This is a genomic window from Rahnella perminowiae (assembly GCF_019049695.1).
Lineage (GTDB): Bacteria > Pseudomonadota > Gammaproteobacteria > Enterobacterales > Enterobacteriaceae > Rahnella > Rahnella perminowiae.
The window spans coordinates 63634-83034 of sequence record NZ_JAFMOT010000165.1 but is presented as its reverse complement, the minus strand read 5'-3'; the positions used below and the strand labels follow the sequence as shown (position 1 = coordinate 83034).

General features: G+C 50.0%; 19 protein-coding genes. 12 read left to right on the top strand and 7 right to left on the bottom strand.

What is annotated here, in order from left to right:
* Positions 1-299: 299 nt before the first annotated feature.
* Positions 300-989 (top strand): FadR/GntR family transcriptional regulator, encoded by a 690-nt coding sequence (locus J1781_RS07590; RefSeq protein ID WP_129954164.1) that lies wholly within the window; start codon positions 300-302, stop codon positions 987-989.
* Here the strand turns inward: J1781_RS07590 and rbsR are convergent.
* From rbsR to kup, 7 genes are all read right to left on the bottom strand, one after another.
* Positions 972-1982, bottom strand: a complete 1011-nt coding sequence (rbsR, locus tag J1781_RS07585; RefSeq protein ID WP_129954162.1) for a ribose operon transcriptional repressor RbsR — start codon at positions 1980-1982, stop codon at positions 972-974. The genes J1781_RS07590 and rbsR overlap by 18 nt on opposite strands.
* Positions 1983-2912, bottom strand: a complete 930-nt coding sequence (gene rbsK, locus J1781_RS07580) for a ribokinase (protein ID WP_217219511.1) — start codon at positions 2910-2912, stop codon at positions 1983-1985.
* Between the two features lie 67 nt (positions 2913-2979).
* Complete coding sequence (rbsB, locus tag J1781_RS07575; RefSeq protein WP_129954158.1) at positions 2980-3870, bottom strand: ribose ABC transporter substrate-binding protein RbsB; 891 nt, start codon at positions 3868-3870, stop codon at positions 2980-2982.
* Between the two features lie 23 nt (positions 3871-3893).
* Positions 3894-4865 carry a ribose ABC transporter permease gene (gene rbsC / locus J1781_RS07570; protein WP_129954156.1) on the bottom strand — a complete coding sequence of 324 codons (972 nt, stop codon included), beginning with the start codon at positions 4863-4865 and terminating at the stop codon, positions 3894-3896.
* A gap of 6 nt (positions 4866-4871) precedes the next feature.
* On the bottom strand, positions 4872-6377 hold the full coding sequence (gene rbsA, locus J1781_RS07565) for a ribose ABC transporter ATP-binding protein RbsA (protein WP_217233404.1): 1506 nt from the start codon (positions 6375-6377) through the stop codon (positions 4872-4874).
* A 7-nt stretch (positions 6378-6384) separates the two neighbouring features.
* The gene (rbsD, locus tag J1781_RS07560; protein ID WP_129954152.1) at positions 6385-6804 is read right to left on the bottom strand and encodes a D-ribose pyranase; all 420 of its coding nucleotides are present in this window, start codon (positions 6802-6804) and stop codon (positions 6385-6387) included.
* A 214-nt stretch (positions 6805-7018) separates the two neighbouring features.
* Complete coding sequence (gene kup, locus J1781_RS07555; protein ID WP_129954150.1) at positions 7019-8887, bottom strand: low affinity potassium transporter Kup; 1869 nt, start codon at positions 8885-8887, stop codon at positions 7019-7021.
* Between the two features lie 267 nt (positions 8888-9154).
* Here kup and ravA point away from each other — a divergent pair, with 267 nt between their 5' ends.
* The 11 genes from ravA (at position 9155) to atpH (ending at position 19397) form a co-directional block, all read left to right on the top strand.
* Entirely contained in the window at positions 9155-10663 is a 1509-nt protein-coding gene (gene ravA, locus J1781_RS07550; protein WP_217233403.1) for an ATPase RavA, read from the top strand.
* Between the two features lie 2 nt (positions 10664-10665).
* Positions 10666-12135, top strand: a complete 1470-nt coding sequence (viaA, locus tag J1781_RS07545) for an ATPase RavA stimulator ViaA (protein WP_129991561.1) — start codon at positions 10666-10668, stop codon at positions 12133-12135.
* A gap of 21 nt (positions 12136-12156) precedes the next feature.
* A complete protein-coding gene (gene asnC / locus J1781_RS07540) occupies positions 12157-12618 on the top strand; it encodes a transcriptional regulator AsnC (RefSeq protein ID WP_129954144.1) in 462 nt (153 codons plus the stop codon).
* Between the two features lie 88 nt (positions 12619-12706).
* Positions 12707-13150 (top strand): FMN-binding protein MioC, encoded by a 444-nt coding sequence (mioC, locus tag J1781_RS07535; protein ID WP_217138554.1) that lies wholly within the window; start codon positions 12707-12709, stop codon positions 13148-13150.
* A gap of 379 nt (positions 13151-13529) precedes the next feature.
* On the top strand, positions 13530-15419 hold the full coding sequence (mnmG, locus tag J1781_RS07530) for a tRNA uridine-5-carboxymethylaminomethyl(34) synthesis enzyme MnmG (RefSeq protein ID WP_129954140.1): 1890 nt from the start codon (positions 13530-13532) through the stop codon (positions 15417-15419).
* A gap of 131 nt (positions 15420-15550) precedes the next feature.
* Positions 15551-16171: a 16S rRNA (guanine(527)-N(7))-methyltransferase RsmG gene (gene rsmG / locus J1781_RS07525; RefSeq protein WP_217156670.1), complete on the top strand. Its 621-nt coding sequence runs from the start codon at positions 15551-15553 to the stop codon at positions 16169-16171.
* A gap of 649 nt (positions 16172-16820) precedes the next feature.
* Complete coding sequence (atpI, locus tag J1781_RS07520; protein WP_129954135.1) at positions 16821-17219, top strand: F0F1 ATP synthase subunit I; 399 nt, start codon at positions 16821-16823, stop codon at positions 17217-17219.
* Positions 17220-17241: 22 nt separating this feature from the next.
* Positions 17242-18024: a F0F1 ATP synthase subunit A gene (gene atpB / locus J1781_RS07515; RefSeq protein ID WP_129954133.1), complete on the top strand. Its 783-nt coding sequence runs from the start codon at positions 17242-17244 to the stop codon at positions 18022-18024.
* 49 nt (positions 18025-18073) lie between these two features.
* Complete coding sequence (gene atpE / locus J1781_RS07510; protein WP_004093904.1) at positions 18074-18313, top strand: F0F1 ATP synthase subunit C; 240 nt, start codon at positions 18074-18076, stop codon at positions 18311-18313.
* A gap of 65 nt (positions 18314-18378) precedes the next feature.
* Positions 18379-18849, top strand: a complete 471-nt coding sequence (atpF, locus tag J1781_RS07505) for a F0F1 ATP synthase subunit B (RefSeq protein WP_120133800.1) — start codon at positions 18379-18381, stop codon at positions 18847-18849.
* Positions 18850-18863: 14 nt separating this feature from the next.
* Positions 18864-19397 carry a F0F1 ATP synthase subunit delta gene (gene atpH, locus J1781_RS07500; RefSeq protein ID WP_015699277.1) on the top strand — a complete coding sequence of 178 codons (534 nt, stop codon included), beginning with the start codon at positions 18864-18866 and terminating at the stop codon, positions 19395-19397.
* The last annotated feature ends 4 nt before the right edge of the window (positions 19398-19401 follow it).

The window sequence follows — 19401 nt, the reverse complement described above, 5'->3', positions numbered from 1 at the left end:
ATATTACGTTTTCCCGCTGAAGAGTCAAGAGATTATTCATTCGAACATTCTTCTTTTTCTCTTCCTGGCCAGGCGACTTGTCAGTCGTTGTTCCCGGTCAGTGGAGGCGCATTATAGGGAGTTCTCAGAAGCCCGCAACCCCTAAATTAACTTTTTTTATCAACCGGTCATTAATCCAACAATTTTGCCCGGAATGGATAAATACCGACCGTTTTCCGCTAAAAACATCCCCGTTTTAAGCCGGAGCCTGGAGTAAACTCTCCTTTATAATAAGAGAAAGACATTCAGGAATACCTTACATGCTACTCAATGCGCATCAACAAGCGGCTCAACGTAACCTTTCTTATCTTCTTGCGGAGAAAATTGCACAACGTATTTTGTCTGGGGAATATCCGGAAGGTGCCATTCTTCCCGGCGAGAATGAGTTAGGAGAGATTTTTGGGGTCAGCCGCACGGCCGTGCGTGAAGCCGTAAAAACGCTGACGGCCAAGGGGATGCTTTTACCTCGTCCGCGAATTGGTACCCGGGTGATGCCGCAATCAAGCTGGAACTTTCTCGATCAGGAATTACTGACCTGGTGGATGACCCGCGAAAACTTCGATCAGGTGATGGCACATTTTATTGTTTTGCGCAGAGCTCTCGAACCTCAGGCCTGCGCCTTAGCGGCACTCGCTGCCAGTAAAGAGCAAACGCATCAGCTCTCCCTCTATATGTATGAGATGCGCCAGCTACATAACAACTTCGATCGGGAACGTTGGATAACAGTAGATACGCAATTTCACCAGCTTATCTATGAAGCGGGGAAAAATCCGTTCCTGACTTCTTTCGCGAATTTATTCAGCTCAGTGTATCAGAGCTATTTTCGGGCAATTACCGGCAATGAGGTGATTAAGCTGGAGCATCACCAGCGGCTGACGGATGCCATTCTGGCCGGTGATGCCAATGCAGCACTTCTGGAATGTCAGAGCCTGTTACTTACCGATGAGTGATCCCACCGACTGACGCACGACCAGCTCCGGCGTTAATACTAATACCTGTGGTTGTGAATCCGGGTCTTGCAACCGATGTAGTAATGCATCAACGGCCAGTTCTCCCAGCGAGTCTTTAGGTTGATGGATTGTTGTCAGCGGCGGCATCATATATTGCGCTAACTGGATATCATCGTAACCCATCACGGCGACATCCTCAGGGACGCGCAATCTGCGCTGATAAAGAGCCTGATACACGCCAACGGCCATCGCGTCGTTACCGGCGAAAACTGCATGAGGCGGTTCAGGTAGCGCCAGCAACTTTTGCATTGCGGCTAATCCGCCTTCAAATTCAAAATCACCACTCACTTCATAACCGGGCAAAATCTTCAGACCTGCTTTCTCCATCGCCTGACGATAGCCACTGAGTCGTTCCTGCGCAGTCGTTTTATCCAACGGGCCGGTAATGCAGGCGATGCGATGATATCCCTGACGGATTAAAAACGCCGTCGCCATTTCGCCGCCCAGCAGCGCGTTATCCTGAATAATATCTATCGCGCCATCAAACGGTGACCAGTCCATCATCACAATCGGCAGTGACGGATACCGGCTGATCGCATCTTTCGATGGCCGGTGGTTTTCAGTACACATGATGAGCAACCCGTCGACCCGCTTTTGCAACAGCGTCTCCAGGCTGCGGTTCATACGCTCTGCATCATTATCTGTATTGCATAAAATGAGGCTGTATCCACGCTCATAACAACTGCGCTCCACTCCGCGCACGACTTCCGAATAGAAAGGGTTACTGCTGGCCGTCAGCAACATACCGAGAGTACGGGTCTGATTCAGCTTGAGGCTGCGGGCTAATGCGGAAGGCGCGTAGTTAAGTTGTTCTACGGCAGCATTCACTTTCTCAGCGATGGACTCACTGACAAAACGATTCTTGTTGATAACATGGGAGACTGTCGAGGTTGAAACGCCCGCAAGGCGGGCGACATCTTTCATGGTGGCCAATCAGGCCTCCTGTTGTGCGAGGAAATCGTCTATTTCGTTACGCCACGGAACGGAAGGTTGGGCACCAGGGCGCGTCACGGCAACCGCCGCCGCCGCATGCGCGAATCGTACCGCGCTATCCATCGTTTTACCTTCAAGCAACGCGGTGACTAATGCACCGTTAAAAGTATCACCTGCTGCTATTGTATCGACGGCTTTCACGCGAAACCCCGCCACCAACTTTCCTTCGCCGTTCTGGCTGAGCCAGACGCCTTTACTGCCCAGCGTAATGATGACGGTTGCGATACCTTTTTCATGCAAAGCTTTCGCAGCACATGCGGCAGCTTCATTACTGTCAACTTTAATTCCCGTCAGCTTTTCAGCTTCGGTTTCGTTCGGGGTGATTATATCCACCCGCGCAAGTAATTCATCCGGCAATTCGCATGCAGGAGCCGGATTGAGGATCACCTGTGTACCGTTGTCTTTGGCAATCTTCGCTGCCGCAATCACCGTATCAAGAGGGGATTCCAGTTGCATTAATAAAGCAGAAGCCCCGATGACCTGCTGTTTATAGCGATCAAGATATGCCGGGGTAACAGCTTTATTAGCTCCCGCATCGATACCAATAACATTCTCACCTTCCGCATTCACAAAAATCAGCGCTACGCCAGTGGTAGTGTCTTTAATGGCTTCAATGGGTTGCGTGTCAATATGGTCACTGGCCAGCTGCTTGCGAACGCGCTCACCAATATCATCATCTCCCACACAAGCAATAAAAGAAATATCAGCACCACTGCGACCGGCTGCAACGGCCTGATTCGCCCCTTTGCCGCCAAAGGCTACGGTATACTGCTTGCCAATAACCGTTTCGCCCGGTAGCGGGAATTGGTTGATATTCAGAATGTGGTCAGCGTTGATACTGCCGAGTACCACCAGTTTGCCGGTTTTCATGTGGAGATCCCTGAGTCAAATAGCGCCTCCATCAGAAGGCGCAGTTACAGCGTAGATAAAAAGAGTATTACGGCTGAGCAACCAGTTTCAAATCAACAGGGATAACAGCAGGCACTTTTTCACCTTTCAATATTTTGTCTGCGGTCTGAACGCCGATCACACCGATTTGTTCAGGGCGCTGCGCAACGGTCGCACCCATTTTACCGCTGTTAACCGCTTTGATACCGTCTTCGGTGCCGTCAAAGCCAACAACCAGCACATCCGTTTTACCGGCAGTTTGCAGGGCGCGCAATGCACCGAGCGCCATTTCATCATTCTGAGCGAACACGGCCTGTACATCCTGATGTGCAGTCAGCAGGTTCTGCATAACGTTCAGACCCTTGGTGCGGTCGAAGTCAGCAGGCTGGCTGGCGAGGATCTGGAAATGGTGTTTTTCAGCAGCCTGAGCAAAACCTTTACCACGTTCACGGGCAACAGACGTCCCGGCGATCCCTTCGAGTTCAATGACTTTAGCGTTTTCACCCAGTTTCTTGGCAATGTAATCACCGGCCATTTTACCACCGAAGGCGTTATCCGATGCAACGTGGCTGGCCACAACCCCCTTAGTAGCCTGACGGTCAAGGGTGATCACCGGGATTTTCGCCTGGTTTGCCATCGCAACGGCATTGCCTACCGCATCAGAATCAGTCGGGTTGATCAGCATCAGCTTAGTGCCACGAACCGTCAGATCCTGTACGTTTGCCAGTTCTTTCGCCGGGTTATTCTGAGAGTCAAGAACCACCAGGTTATAACCCAGTTTGTCCGCCTCTTTCTGCGCACCGTCTTTCATGGAGACGAAGAACGGGTTGTTCAGCGTGGAAACCACCAGCGCAATGGTATCTTTCGCCAGAACGTTAGCACTGAAAGAAGCGGTGATCGCTGCAGCGGAAACCCAGACAGCCAGTTTTTTCATATTCATGGTCATAAGTCCTGTAGGAGAGGTTATTTGTTGCTTTTGTTATCCACCAGAACCGCCAGCAGGATGACAACTGCTTTTACGATCATCTGGTAGTAGGAAGAAACACCTAATAAGTTCAAACCGTTATTCAGGAAGCCAAGGATCAATGCACCGATCAGCGTTCCAACAATGCGTCCTTTTCCCCCGGACAGGCTGGTTCCCCCTAATACCACAGCGGCAATCGCATCCAGCTCATAACCTGTACCCGCGTTCGGCTGCGCAGAGGATAATCGCGCCACTTCAATGATACTGGCCAGAGCGGCTAACAACCCACACAGGGAATAGACGATAATTTTAACTTTATCGACGCTGATACCTGACAGACGCGTAGCGGATTCGTTACCGCCCAGCGCGTAGATATAACGCCCTAGCCGGGTGTGATGCAGCATGTACCACGCCGCAATAAACACCACAGCCATCAGCCAGACGGGCGTCGGGATACCCAGCGGGCGACCGATACCAAACCAGCCAAATACATCAGCGACATCATTAAAACCGGTACTGATCGGGCTGCCGTTGGTATACACCATTGTGATACCGCGCAGCAGCAACATCATGACCAGCGTGGCGATAAACGCCTGAACCTTACCTTTGGCCACAATCATACCGGTGACGCCACCCACAGCAGCACCCAGCACCAGCGCAGCCCCCACAGCAACCAGCGCATTCACTTCCAGTCCGACAATCGAGGCGGCAACAGCACCGGTCAGCGCCAGCAAAGAGCCGACGGATAAATCGATACCGGACGTCAGGATCACCAGCGTCATACCCACCGCCATAATGGCGTTGACGGACGTCTGCTGGAGGATGTTAAACAGGTTGTTAACCGTAAAGAAATTCGGGCTCATGGAAGAAACCACGGCAATCAACACCAGCAGCGCAATCAGAGACTTTTGCTCCAGCAACCACTCTTTACTGATCCAGCGCTTTTTGGCTGGCAATGTCTGAGAACTCATATCTGATTACTCCTGCGTCACGCCGTATTGCTTGCCGACAGCAGCTGCCATCAACACTTCTTGCGTAGCCTGTTCTATCGGGAATTCACCGCTTAAATGACCTTCATGCATCACCAAAACCCGGTCACTCATGCCAATCACTTCCGGCATTTCTGAGGAAACCAAAATGATGCTCAGCCCTTCGCGCTTGAACTGGTTTATAAGCTGGTAAATTTCTTTTTTAGCACCAACGTCAACGCCGCGCGTCGGTTCGTCGAGGATCAGAACTTTCGGCCGCGTCATTAATCCACGGGCAATCGCCACTTTTTGTTGATTACCGCCGGACAGCAGGCCGATTGTCTGCATCATTGACGGTGTTTTGATATTGAAAAGGCGGATGAAATCGCCGACAGCCTGTTGTTCGTCGGCATGCTTAAGGCGCCCGCCGGTGTGACTGAAATAGCGCAACGCGGTCAGTGACATGTTTTCTTTCACAGACATACCGAGCACCAAACCATCGCGCTTACGGTCTTCAGAAATGTAAACAATACCGTTTGCCAACCCGTCTTGCGGAGAGTGAGTCACCACTTCGCGGCCATCTAGCGCCACATAACCACTTTTACGCGGTAGCGCGCCGTAGAGAATTTTCATCAGTTCGGTACGGCCGGCACCCATCAAACCGGAAATCCCCAGGATTTCGCCGCTGTACAGATCAAAGCTGATGTTGTTCACTCCCGGTCCGCTGATATCACGCACCTGCAGGCGCAGCGCACCGCGTTCATGATTAATACGCGGGTATTGTTCCTCCAGACGGCGACCCACCATCATTTCAATCAACGTGTCTTCTTCCAGTTCGCTGACCGGACGCTCTGCAATAAACTGCCCGTCACGAAATACCGTCACGTCGTCGCAGATTTCGAAGATTTCTTTCATGCGGTGTGAGATATACACCACGCCACAGCCGGCAGCTTTCAGTTCGCGTATAACGCTAAATAAAGAAGCGGTTTCAGTATCGGTCAGGGCATCGGTCGGCTCATCCATAATGATGACTTTGGATTCAAAGCTAAGCACCTTAGCTATTTCTACCATTTGCTGGTCGCCGATGGATAAATCCCCCACCAGCCGGTCACTTTTGTAACGCAGATTCAGGCGCGCCAGCAGTTTATCGGCTTCGGCATACATCTTCTTCCAGTTGATACGGCCAAAACCGTTTACAAACTCACGGCCAAGGAAGATGTTTTCAGCAATAGTCAGTTGAGGGATCAGATTTAATTCCTGATGGATAATCCCGATCCCGGCTTCCTGCGATGCTTTCGGACCGTTGAACATCGCTTCCTTACCCAGAAAACGTACTGAGCCGGCATCTTTTTGATAGATGCCGGTCAGCACTTTCATCATGGTGGACTTGCCCGCGCCGTTTTCCCCCACCAACGCCATTACTCGTCCCGGATAGACGCTGAGCGCCGCGCCGGAAAGGGCTTTCACGCCGGGAAAGGCTTTATCAATGCCTGTCAGTTGCAGCAAAGGTTGCATAAAAGCCTCAGAAGGTTACGCCGGCACACAGAATAATGTTCGCATAAGGCGAACATTCCCCGCTGCGGATCACAGCCCGACTTTTTTCGCTTTGCGCTTTGAATGCCTCATGGCTGACGTAATCCAAAGCAATGGTGTTTCCCTGGTGTTGTTCGAGTTGTGTCAATTGGGCGAGCAACGCTTCATGGAGTTGAGGATTTTTAGTCTGGATTTCCTCGGCGAGGATAGCCCGCTCAACCTGCATCTCGTGTGTCACTACCTCTAAGACTTGTAAAAAGGTGGGGACTCCCTGGGTTAATGCCAGATCGATGCGTTGGCAAGCTGCTGGCACCGGAAGACCGGCATCGCCAATAACCAGCTGATCGGTGTGGCCTAACCGGGCAATAACATGTGAGATTTCGGCATTTAACAGCGGTGACTTCTTCATTGTGAACTCCTACAGCGAAACGTTTCGCTCATTGAAGAGTTTATAAAGATTAACGGACATGGCAACGAGCTAGTGATGGAATTGTGATCAGCGTCGAAACGTTTCGCTGACTGATTCGGAAACAACGTGGAAATTTGAGTTATCGTTTAAGAAAGGCAGAAGCAGAAATAAAACAGGGTACCCGAAGGTACCCTTTGAGCGGCAGAAATGAGGATCAGATTTCCACCTGCGTGCCGAGTTCGATCACCCGGTTAGGCGGAATTTCAAACTGATCGGGCGCACGCAGGGCATTGCGGCTGAGCGCCATAAAGAGTTTCCCACGGAAGTACAGATACCACGGGCGCTTGGTCAGGATCAGCGATTCATGCGACATGAAGAATGACGTTTCCATCATCCGGCACGGTAATCCTTCCAGACCACAGCGATGGAATACTTCTTCCACGTTCGGCGTTTCTTTAAACCCGTAACTGGCTACTACACGCCAGAACGTCGGTGACAGCTGCTCGATGGTGACACGCCGGACATTATGCACATAAGGCGCATCTTCCGTGCGCAGCGTCAGCAGTACCACGCGCTCATGCAATACTTTGTTGTGTTTGAGGTTGTGCAGCAATGCAAACGGAATGACGTTGATGGCGCGAGACATATACACAGCCGTTCCCGGAACACGCACCGGCGGAGATTTTTCCAGAGAGGCGATCATCGCCTCCAGGGAATTCCCATGCTCGTTCATACGGCGCATAAGGCGGAAGCGTTCGCTCTTCCAGGTGGTCATCACGATGAACATGCACAAACCCAGCGTCAGTGGCAACCAGCCACCGGAGAACAGTTTGGTGGCATTCGCCGCGAACAGCGGGATATCCATAAACAGCAGACCGATCAGTAAAAGTCCGACCAGGAAGGGTTTCCAGTGCCAGTTTTTGAGCGCAACCGTACAGGAAAGTATGCTGGTCAGCACCATCGTACCGGTCACGGCAATACCATAAGCCGCCGCCAGATTGCTCGAATGCTCGAAGCTGGCGATAACAATAACCACCGCAAAATAAAGCAGCCAGTTGATAGCCGGAATGTAAATCTGGCCAGCTTCCATTTCTGACGTATGGATAATGCGCATTGGCGGTAAATAGCCCAAACGTACAGCCTGGCGGGTCAGGGAAAACACGCCCGAAATAACTGCCTGGGAGGCGATAATGGTCGCGAGTGTTGCCAGAATCAGTAACGGGATTAATGCCCAGTCAGGCGCCAGCAGGAAGAACGGGTTCTTAATCGATTCCGGGTTTTTCAGCAATAATGCGCCCTGACCGAAATAGTTCAGCACCAGAGAAGGCAGTACCACGGTGAACCAGGCCAGACGGATAGGGAATTTCCCGAAGTGGCCCATATCGGCATATAACGCTTCAACACCGGTAATCGACAGAACCACTGCACCGAGCGCCAGGAAGGAGAACGACTTATGCTCGATAAAGAAGTTAACTGCCCACATAGGGTTCATGGCGCGCAGCACTTCAGGATTCTGCATAATACTGTTGACGCCAAGCACCGCCAGCGTCAGGAACCACAGCAACATTACCGGTGCAAACAGTTTGCCCACGATGCCGGTACCATGCTTCTGAATAATGAAAAGCAGCGTCAGAACAGTAATAGAAAGAGGAACGATATAAGGATCGAGCGAAGGGGCTGCGATTTCCAGACCTTCCATTGCGGAAAGTACTGAAATAGCCGGAGTGATCACCACTTCACCATAGAAGAAGCTTCCCCCGATCAGGCCGAGAATGACCAGAACGGCAGTGGTTCGCGCCGACGTGTTTCTGCCTGCCAGAGACATCAGCGTCAGAATACCCCCTTCGCCTGCGTTGTCCGCCCGCATCACATAAGTGAGGTACTTGAGCGAAACAATGAGGATTAACATCCAAAAAATCAGAGAAAGAAAGCCAAAAACGACGCTGGGTTCAACGTTAAAACCATAATGACCAGAAAAACACTCTCTTAAGGTATAGAGAGGACTGGTACCAATGTCGCCATAGACCACACCAATGGCGGCCAGGGTTACTGCTGGGAGTGACCGTTTATGTTCAGTGCTCATATTTCGTTTCTTTTTTGCTCGAACATCCGTAAGCGATGTGTGCGCTCAGACTTATGATGCCCACTAAAAGGCGCACAGTATGCACGAATAAATCAGATTGCCTACCCTTAAATGCGCAGTGAAACCGGCGTTCTTATGAACGAGGTCGCATTTTTGATAATAGAAAATTTTTAGTAATCAACAAGCTATAACGATAAAAATAAACGTGGAATATCGTCACCAGCCAGTACACTATTCAATAACTTAATGGATACCGAAAGAGACAGTATGGCGCAATCTCCCCTTTTGGCAGAACGGATAGCCCGTCTTGCCAACGCATTAGAACATGGCCTGTACGAACGGCAGGATGCCATACGACTTTGCCTTTTGGCCGCCCTGTGCGGCGAAAGCGTTTTCCTGCTGGGGCCGCCGGGCATTGCAAAAAGTCTGATCGCCCGTCGCCTGAAATTCGCGTTCCGCCATGCCCGCGCTTTTGAATATCTTATGACACGCTTTTCCACGCCGGAAGAAGTCTTTGGTCCGCTATCAATTCAGGCCCTGAAAGATGAGGGCCGCTATCTGCGTCTGACCGAAGGTTATTTGCCGGAAGCTGAAATTGTCTTCCTTGATGAAATCTGGAAAGCCGGTCCCGCCATTCTCAACACGCTTCTGACCGCCATCAACGAGCGCCGGTTCCGTAATGGCGAGCGTGAAGAAGCAATACCTTTACGTCTGCTGGTCAGCGCTTCCAACGAATTACCCGAAGCTGATGGTGGTCTTGAGGCACTGTATGACCGCATGCTGATCCGTCTGTGGCTGGATAAAGTGCAGGATAAGCAAAATTTTCGCTCACTGCTGACCAGCCGTAACAATGAAAGCACTAATCCGGTAGCAGAGTCTCTGAGTATCAGTGATGAAGAATACCAACAATGGCAGCCGGAGATCGACAAAGTCAATCTTTCAGACAGTTGCTTTGAGCTGATCTTCCAGCTGCGCCAGCGCCTTGATGCCCTGGATACTGCCCCTTATGTTTCTGACCGTCGCTGGAAAAAAGCCCTGCGCCTGTTGCAGGCCTGTGCATTTTTCAGTGGCAGAAAAGCGATTACCCCGGTGGATCTGATCCTGCTGAAAGATTGTTTATGGCATGATCTCAATACGTATAACCTCCTGCACACTCAGATTGAGCAACTCATCACTGAGCAGGCTTATCAGCAGCGGGCGTTGCTGATGAAAATCCAGCAGCTTAATCAGCAGTGGATGCAACATCAGCAACAACAGAGCACGCGTCAGTCAATCAAACTGAGTAAGAAAGCCGGGATTTTCAGCCGTAAGCCACAATACAGCCTGCCAGAATCACTCAATACCCCCAATCTGACCTTGTTATTGCAAACGCCTTTGCACCTGCATGAAATAAAAGTCACACACTTATTATTCGAACGCAGCATCCTGGAAGAATGGCTAAATAAAGGGGGCGTAATGAAAGCCAAACTCAACGGGATTGGTTTTGTACAAACCGTGGATTTGGAAATCGATGACAAACAGCAAATTCTGGTGCTGGATGTGAGCCGTCAGAGCACACCACTGACACTGCCCGGCCATGCGCATATTGCTGTTCCCGACGAAATGAAAAATATGCTCAATGACCTGACCGCAAAACTGGCGCAGCAGAGGCACGAATTCAGCCAGCAGCAAAACTGCCTGTTTGTTCCGGCTGAATGGATGGCAAAAATTGAAGCCAGCCTGCTGCAGGTGGCTGAACAGTTGCGTCATCAGCAACAGACATTCAGCGGTCACTGATCATGTTCAGTCTCGAGTCACTGGATCTGCTGCTGGCGATCAGCGAAGCCGAACTGATTGAAGAACTGATTGTCGGCTTGCTGGCGGCGCCTGCACTGGTCGTTTTCTTCGAGAAATTTCCCCGTCTGAAGCGTGCATTAACCCGGGATCTTCCGGAATGGAAATTGCGCCTGCGCCAGAGGATCCACGAAACGCCGGTTCCTCATGAGCTGGCCAAAGAATTCTACCTTTACCAGCACTGTCAGCAGCTTGATGCTACGTCTTTTCAGTCCGGTCTCGCTTCCCTCATCGATGAACTGGTGCAACTCAGTTCTCCATTTGCTACAGAAGCCCGTACCTTACAGGAAAATAATGAAGCTTCGCGTACGTCAAAAACCGGCAATAGCTTTCATACTTTATTCCTTCAGCGCTGGCGCCTGAACCTGACCTTCCAGACGGTGAACGTTCATCATCAGTTGCTCGAACAGGAACAGGAGCAATTGCAGGAAGAATTGCTGCAACGTCTGCAGCTCAGCAGCGAGTTATCCCCTTTATTAGCCGAGAACGACACTGCAGCCGGACGTTTGTGGGACATGAGTAAAGGGAAGCGGCTGCGGGGTGATATTCAGTCACTGGCACGGTTTGGCGCTTTCCTTCAGCAGCAGCCTGAACTGATGCATCTGGCCGAACAACTGGGCCGCAGCCAGACGGCCAAAACCAGTCCACATGAAGATGCAAAAATGGAAACGCACCGGCTGATGGTGCGCGAACCCGCGACAGTGCCGGAAGAAGTGAACGGCATTCATCAGAGCGATGATATTTTGCGCCTCATGCCGACGGAGCTGGTGACGCTGGGGCTGCCTGAGCTGGAATACGAATTCTATCGTCGCTTGCTGGAAAAGCGTTTGATGACATATCGCCTGCAAGGGGATGTCTGGCGTGAGAAAGTGGTCAAACGGCCGGTGGTCTATCAGCAGCAGGAACCGCAACCGCGCGGGCCTTTTGTGGTCTGCGTCGATACGTCCGGTTCCATGGGCGGCTTTAACGAACAGTGCGCCAAAGCATTCTGTCTGGCATTACTGAAGATCGCTCTGGCGGATAACCGCCGATGTTACATCATGTTATTTGCCAGTGAAGTGATCCATTATGAACTGACATCTAACGGTGGCCTGGATCAGGCGCTGCGCTTTCTGGGACAACATTTTCGCGGCGGTACCGATCTGGCAGCCTGCCTGAATGCCACACTGGATAAACTTGCTTCTCCGCAGTGGGAAGATGCGGATGCCGTGGTGATCTCGGACTTTATCGCCCAGCGGTTGCCAGATGAAGTACAAATGAAGGTCAGATCACTGCAGCGCGAAAAACATCACCGCTTTCATGCCCTGGCAATGTCACACTATGGTAAGCCCGGCATCCTGCGAATTTTCGATCATATCTGGCGCTTTGATACCGGGGTTAAAAGCCGCGTACAGCGACGCTGGCAGAGAAATTAAGCCCACAAGAGAAAGATGACCATGACTGAAATTTACCAGCTCGATGAGCTTGATCGCGGGATCCTCAACGCCCTGATGGACAATGCCCGTACGCCTTATGCCGAACTGGCAAAATTGTTTACTGTCAGTCCGGGGACGATCCACGTACGCGTAGAGAAAATGAAGCAGGCAGGCATCATTACCGGTGCGCATATTACCGTCAATCCCAAACAGCTGGGTTACGACGTATGCTGTTTTATTGGCATCATTTTAAAAAGTGCCAAGGATTACCCCTCTGCCCTGAAAAAGCTTGAGAATATAGAAGAAGTGGTTGAAGCCTATTACACCACCGGGCATTACAGTATTTTCATCAAGATCATGTGTCGTTCGATTGATTCCCTTCAGCATGTACTTATCAACAAGATCCAAACAATTGATGAGATCCAGTCAACCGAGACCCTGATCTCTCTGCAGAACCCCATCACACGCACCATCCAGCCCTGACATCTGATTTCTATACCCCTATTATCCACAGGTAGATCCCAGCTCATTCACAGCGTACAATAGTCTCCTTTTCCCGGGTGAGAGCATTATGTCTGACATTACCCTGATCAGTGGCAGTACGCTTGGCAGCGCCGAATATGTTGCAGAACATGTGGCAGAGAAACTGGAAGAAGCCGGTTTTTCCACCCAATTATTTCATGGCCCGGAGCTGTATGAAGTCCCGCAGGAAGGGATCTGGCTGGTTGTGTGTTCAACTCACGGCGCAGGTGAACTGCCCGACAACTTGCAACCGTTTATGGAGCAGTTGGAAGAGCAGCAACCGGATCTGTCTAAAGTTCGCTTTGGTGCCTTAGGATTGGGCAGCAGTGAATATGACACTTTCTGTGGCGCGATCAATTCCCTGGATAACAAACTGACGTCATTAGGGGCAAAAAGGATCGGTGATCGCCTTGAGATCGACGTGACGCAATACGAAATTCCTGAAGATCCCGCTGAGGTTTGGGTGATCAACTGGATTAATTTGATCAAATAAGTGTAAATTTCAGGCGATCAGATGTGGATAACTAGGCTTAAAAGCAGGGTAAAACCCGTAGTTATCCCTCTAACAACCCCTGTACGCTTTTCATGCTGTGTATAACTCTCACTTCTGATCCCAGCTTATACTGTCCAGGATCACCGATCATTCACAGCATTCGATCCTTCTTAGCATGCTGATCTTAATAAACAAAAAAGACTTATGCACAGAGGATCGCGATCCTAATAGAAGTATTAATAAGAGATCTTTAAATAAAAAAGATCTTCTTTTAATTAGTGAAGATCCCCGGGGGCTTGTGGAAGCTCAAAACTTGAGTAGAATCCCTCCTCCCAACGCCATACAAAGAAAGTTCGCTTGAACGCCGAGGTGCAGTCGCATGTTTTATCCGGATCAATTTGACGTCATCATCATAGGTGGTGGCCATGCAGGTACTGAAGCTGCAATGGCTTCTGCACGCATGGGACGTCAGACCTTATTACTCACCCACAATATCGACACGCTGGGACAAATGTCGTGTAACCCTGCTATTGGCGGGATCGGGAAAGGACATCTGGTTAAAGAAGTCGACGCACTGGGTGGTCTGATGGCCACGGCCATCGATCATGCCGGCATTCAGTTTAGGATACTAAACGCGAGCAAAGGCCCTGCTGTCAGAGCGACCCGTGCTCAGGCTGACCGTGTTCTGTACCGCCAGGCTGTCCGTACCGCTTTGGAAAACCAGCCAAACCTGATGATCTTCCAGCAACCTGTTGAAGACCTGATCGTTGAAAACGATCGTGTCGTTGGTGCTGTGACCAAAATGGGGCTGAAATTCCGCGCTAAATCGGTTGTACTGACTGTCGGCACTTTCCTGGATGGAAAGATCCACATCGGTCTGGAAAACTACAGCGGAGGCCGTGCAGGGGATCCTCCTGCAATTTCTTTGTCTCAGAGACTGCGAGAGCTACCTCTGCGCGTTAACCGTCTCAAAACCGGTACACCACCGCGTATCGATGCCCGTACCATTGATTTCAGCGTACTGGCACAACAACACGGTGATAATCCGGCGCCGGTATTCTCGTTCATGGGTAATGTGTCGCAGCATCCGCGCCAGATCCCGTGTTACATGACGTATACCAACGAAAAAACCCATGATGTGATCCGCAACAACCTGGATCGCAGCCCGATGTATGCCGGGATCATCGAAGGGATCGGCCCGCGTTACTGCCCGTCGATCGAAGATAAAGTCATGCGTTTTGCCGATCGCAATTCGCATCAGATCTTCCTGGAACCGGAAGGACTGACCAGCAACGAAGTGTATCCGAACGGGATTTCAACCAGCCTGCCATTTGATGTACAGATGCAGATCGTCCGCTCAATGCAGGGGATGGAAAATGCGGTGATCGTTCGTCCCGGCTATGCCATTGAATACGATTTCTTCGATCCGCGTGATTTGAAACCAACGCTGGAAAGTAAATTTATCGCGGGTCTGTTCTTTGCCGGACAAATCAACGGTACGACGGGTTACGAAGAAGCCGCTGCGCAGGGCTTACTCGCCGGTATGAATGCCGCCCGTTGCGCCAGTGAAGAAGACGGCTGGGCACCACGTCGTGATCAGGCTTACCTCGGTGTGCTGGTTGACGATCTGTGTACGCTTGGCACTAAAGAACCGTACCGTATGTTTACGTCACGTGCTGAATATCGACTGATGCTGCGCGAAGACAATGCTGATTTACGTTTGACAGAAAAGGGCCGTGAGTTAGGCCTGGTTGACGATGCCCGCTGGGCACGCTTCAACGAAAAGTTGGAAATGATCGAGCAGGAGCGTCAGCGTTTGCGGGGTATCTGGGTGAACCCTCATCATGCCCAGGTTGATGAAATCAACGCGCATCTTTCTGCCCCGCTTTCTAAAGAAGCCAGTGCGGAAGAGCTGCTGCGTCGTCCTGAAATGACCTATGAATTAATCACCCGACTTTCCCCGTTCGCTCCTTCTGTTCCGGATGCGCAGGCGGCAGAACAAGTGGAAATTCAGATAAAATATGAAGGTTATATTGCCCGTCAGCAGGAAGAGATCGAAAAACAGCAGCGTAACGAAAATACGGTGCTGCCTGTCGATCTTGATTACCGGCAGGTGAATGGCCTTTCAAATGAAGTGATCGCCAAACTTAACGATCACAAGCCAACCTCCATTGGTCAGGCCTCACGGATCTCCGGTATTACGCCGGCTGCAATCTCAATTTTGCTGATCTGGCTTAAAAAACAAGGTTTGCTGCGCCGCAGCGCATAAACGACTGCTCTGATGACCGCCCTTGGTATCCCGAAGCGGCGGTCGATTCTTACTTTTCCCATCATTCTGTATGTTTTATCATTTTTAAACCGGGTTGTTCCCGGCATATCGATTCTGTCTGAGGATTCACCGTGCATAATAAACTCGACTCGCTGCTTGCTGCGGCAGGAATAGCGTTACCCGATCAGCAAAAACAACAACTGATTGGCTATGTTGAACTGCTGCATAAGTGGAACAAAGCCTACAACCTGACATCTGTCCGTGACCCGATGCAGATGCTGGTACGTCATATTATGGACAGCATTGTGGTGAACGAGCATTTGCAAGGTAGCCGTTTCATTGACGTTGGCACCGGCCCGGGTTTACCGGGGATCCCCCTGGCCATTGTTCGCCCTGATTCACACTTTACGTTGCTGGACAGCCTGGGTAAGCGCGTGCGTTTTTTGCGTCAGGTTCAGCATGAGCTGGGGCTGAAAAATATCGAGCCTATACAGAGTCGTGTGGAAGAATTTGCGCCGAATCCACCTTTTGATGGGGTGATAAGCCGTGCTTTCGCATCAATGCAGGATATGCTTTCCTGGTGTCACCATCTGCCCGTGAAAGGTGAGGGGCATTTTTATGCCTTAAAGGGTGTACGTCCTGATGATGAACTTGCTGCGCTGCCGGCAGGGATTACTCTGAAGTCAGTCATTAAGCTGCAGGTACCCGAACTTGACGGCGAACGTCATCTGATAATTCTTAGCGCAAACTAAAGTTGCGATTTATCAAAAAAGATTTAAAAAAAACATGTGTTAACTTAGTTAAAATGAGCAGGCTAATTATATAGCAGGGAAGAACACCCAAACACCGCTTTTTTACACCCTGATAGCATTTCTGAGATGTTTTTATTTTAATCCGGAGCGTAATAGTCACTTTTGAAATTGAACGGGCATCAAGCTGCTGATATTCAATTTGTAATGAAAATGTTGTTATTTGTTGGGTTGTTGTGTAAATAAATCGAGCCTATTTTTAAATAAGTTTGATATTCGAGCAGTATTTCATTAACAATTTGATTTATATGGCTTTTAAAAAGCCTGTTTAGCTAAAGACATTGAAAGCATGCTGGGTATATAAAGGGATTAGCGTTAATTATGTGATCCAGTGCACGCTTCTTTGTCGGGGGATGAAATAACCGAACCAAAGTAAAAAGGGCAAATTCAGCTATAGTTTGGTTGGCAAAATAGTGATGAAGAGGAAAATTTAAATAATTGTTCACCTTTTCGCTACTTATCCATTGAATTCGTTCCTGTGCCCCGTATAATTTGCTCGGTTTTTGCTGCTTGACTCAAAACAGTAAAGGCAGTGATATACGGCATTCAGTATACCTCCAGCTAGGTACTCGATACGGAGAGAACAAACGTCATGTCTGTATCCGGTATTTTACACAGTACACAGAGTGTGAAGGTTGCCAGAAAGCTATTGATACTGCAGTTATTGACCTTTGTTCTGCTCAGTGCAGTATTTGGTTTAAAAAGCCTGGAATGGACCCTATCGGCTCTTATGGGTGGGTTGGCCGCTTGGTTACCAAATATACTGTTCATGCTGTTTGCATGGCGTCATCAGGCGCAAACAACGGTCTCTGGACGGGTTGCCTGGTCCTTTGCAATTGGAGAAGCGCTGAAGGTGCTGGCTACGGTGATCTTAATGATTATCGCACTTGGCCTGTTTAAAGCGGCTTTTGCTCCGTTGGGGTTGGCCTATTTATCGGTGTTGATGACTCAGATTTTGGCACCGGCCGTCATTAACAGTTACCGTACTTAACTACTAAAGGGTAAGAGGCATCATGTCTGCATCAGGAGAAATCTCTACTCCACAAGAGTATATCAGTCACCATCTGACTCAGCTTCAGATCGGGACGGGATTCTGGTCGATTAACATCGATTCGATGTTTTTCTCCGTGTTCCTCGGAGTACTCTTTCTGGTTATTTTCCATCGCGTAGCCAAAAACGCCACCAGCGGTGTCCCGGGGAAGCTGCAAACCGCAGTTGAACTGGTCGTTGGTTTCGTCGACAGCAGCGTGCGTGACATGTATCACGGCAAAAGCAAAGTGATTGCACCTCTCGCGCTGACCGTCTTCGTCTGGGTGTTTATGATGAACCTGATGGATTTGCTGCCAATTGATTTGCTGCCGACTATCGGTGAAAAATTGCTTGGTCTGCCTGCGTTGCGTGTGGTTCCAACGGCTGACGTGAACATCACGTTGTCCATGGCGCTTGGCGTATTCATTCTGATTCTTTTCTATAGCATTAAGATGAAAGGCTTTGGCGGTTTCATCAAAGAACTGACAATGCAGCCATTCAATCATCCGGTTTTCATTCCGATTAACCTGATTCTTGAAGGTGTCAGCCTGCTGTCTAAACCAGTTTCACTGGGTCTGCGACTGTTTGGCAATATGTATGCGGGTGAGTTGATCTTCATCCTTATTGCTGGCCTGTTGCCGTGGTGGTCACAGTGGATCCTGAATGTGCCTTGGGCCATTTTCCACATCCTGATCATTACGCTGCAAGCCTTTATTTTCATGGTTCTGACGATCGTCTATCTCTCGATGGCATCTGAAAAACACTGATTTTCTTTCAACACTACTGCGTTTTAACTGAAACAAACTGGAGACTGTCATGGAAAACCTGAGTATGGATCTGCTGTACATGGCTGCCGCTGTGATGATGGGCCTGGCGGCAATCGGTGCTGCAATCGGTATCGGCATCTTGGGTGGTAAATTCTTGGAAGGTGCTGCACGTCAGCCTGACCTGATCCCTCTGTTGCGTACACAGTTCTTTATCGTTATGGGTCTGGTCGATGCAATCCCAATGATTGCGGTTGGTCTGGGTCTGTACGTGATGTTTGCTGTCGCCTAACATTGAGCTTGCTCACTGTTAATCGAACTACATCAAATAATTCACTTTGAAAGAGGCATTGTGCTGTGAATCTTAACGCAACAATCCTCGGCCAGGCTATCGCGTTCGTCCTGTTTGTCGTGTTCTGCATGAAGTACGTATGGCCGCCAATTATGGCTGCCATCGAAAAACGTCAGAAAGAAATTTCTGAAGGTTTATCTTCCGCAGAACGCGCAAAAAAAGAGCTGGACTTAGCGCAAGCCGATGCGACCGACCAACTGAAGAAAGCCAAAGCTGAAGCTCAGGTAATCATCGATCAGGCGAACAAGCGTAAAGCCCAAATCGTCGACGAAGCAAAAGCTGAAGCCGAGCAGGAACGTAACAAGATCGTGACGCAAGCCAAGGCAGAGATTGACGCCGAACGCCAACGCGCCCGTGAAGAGTTGCGTAAGCAAGTCGGGATTTTGGCCATTGCTGGCGCCGAGAAGATCATCGAACGTTCCGTGGATGAAGCTGCTAACAGCGACATCGTTGATAAACTGGTCGCTGAACTGTAAGGAGGGAGGGGCTGATGTCTGAATTTGTAACTGTAGCTCGCCCCTACGCCAAAGCAGCTTTTGACTTTGCCGTTGAGCACCAAAGCTTAGACCGCTGGCAGTCCATGTTAGCGTTCACGGCTGAAGTCACGCGCAATGAACAAATCGAAGAACTGCTTTCCGGTGCTAGCGCGCCTGAAACTTTGTCTAAAACGTTTATTGCCGTATGTGGTGACGAACTCGACGACGCAGGCCAAAACCTGATTAAGGTGATGGCTGAAAATGGACGTTTACGCGTTCTACCGCAAGTACTGGAGCAGTTTATTGAACTGCGCGCCTCTCTTGAGGCTGTTGCTGAAGTTGAAGTAACTTCAGCAAATCCGCTTACGGAAGAACAGCAGGCAAAAATTGCCGCTGCGATGGAAAAACGTCTGTCTCGCAAAGTTAAGCTGAATTGCAAAATTGACAAGTCTGTTCTTGCCGGTGTCGTAATCCGTGCAGGTGATATGGTGATTGATGGCAGCGTTCGCAGTCGTCTGGAACGCCTGGCAGACGTCTTGCAGTCTTAAGGGG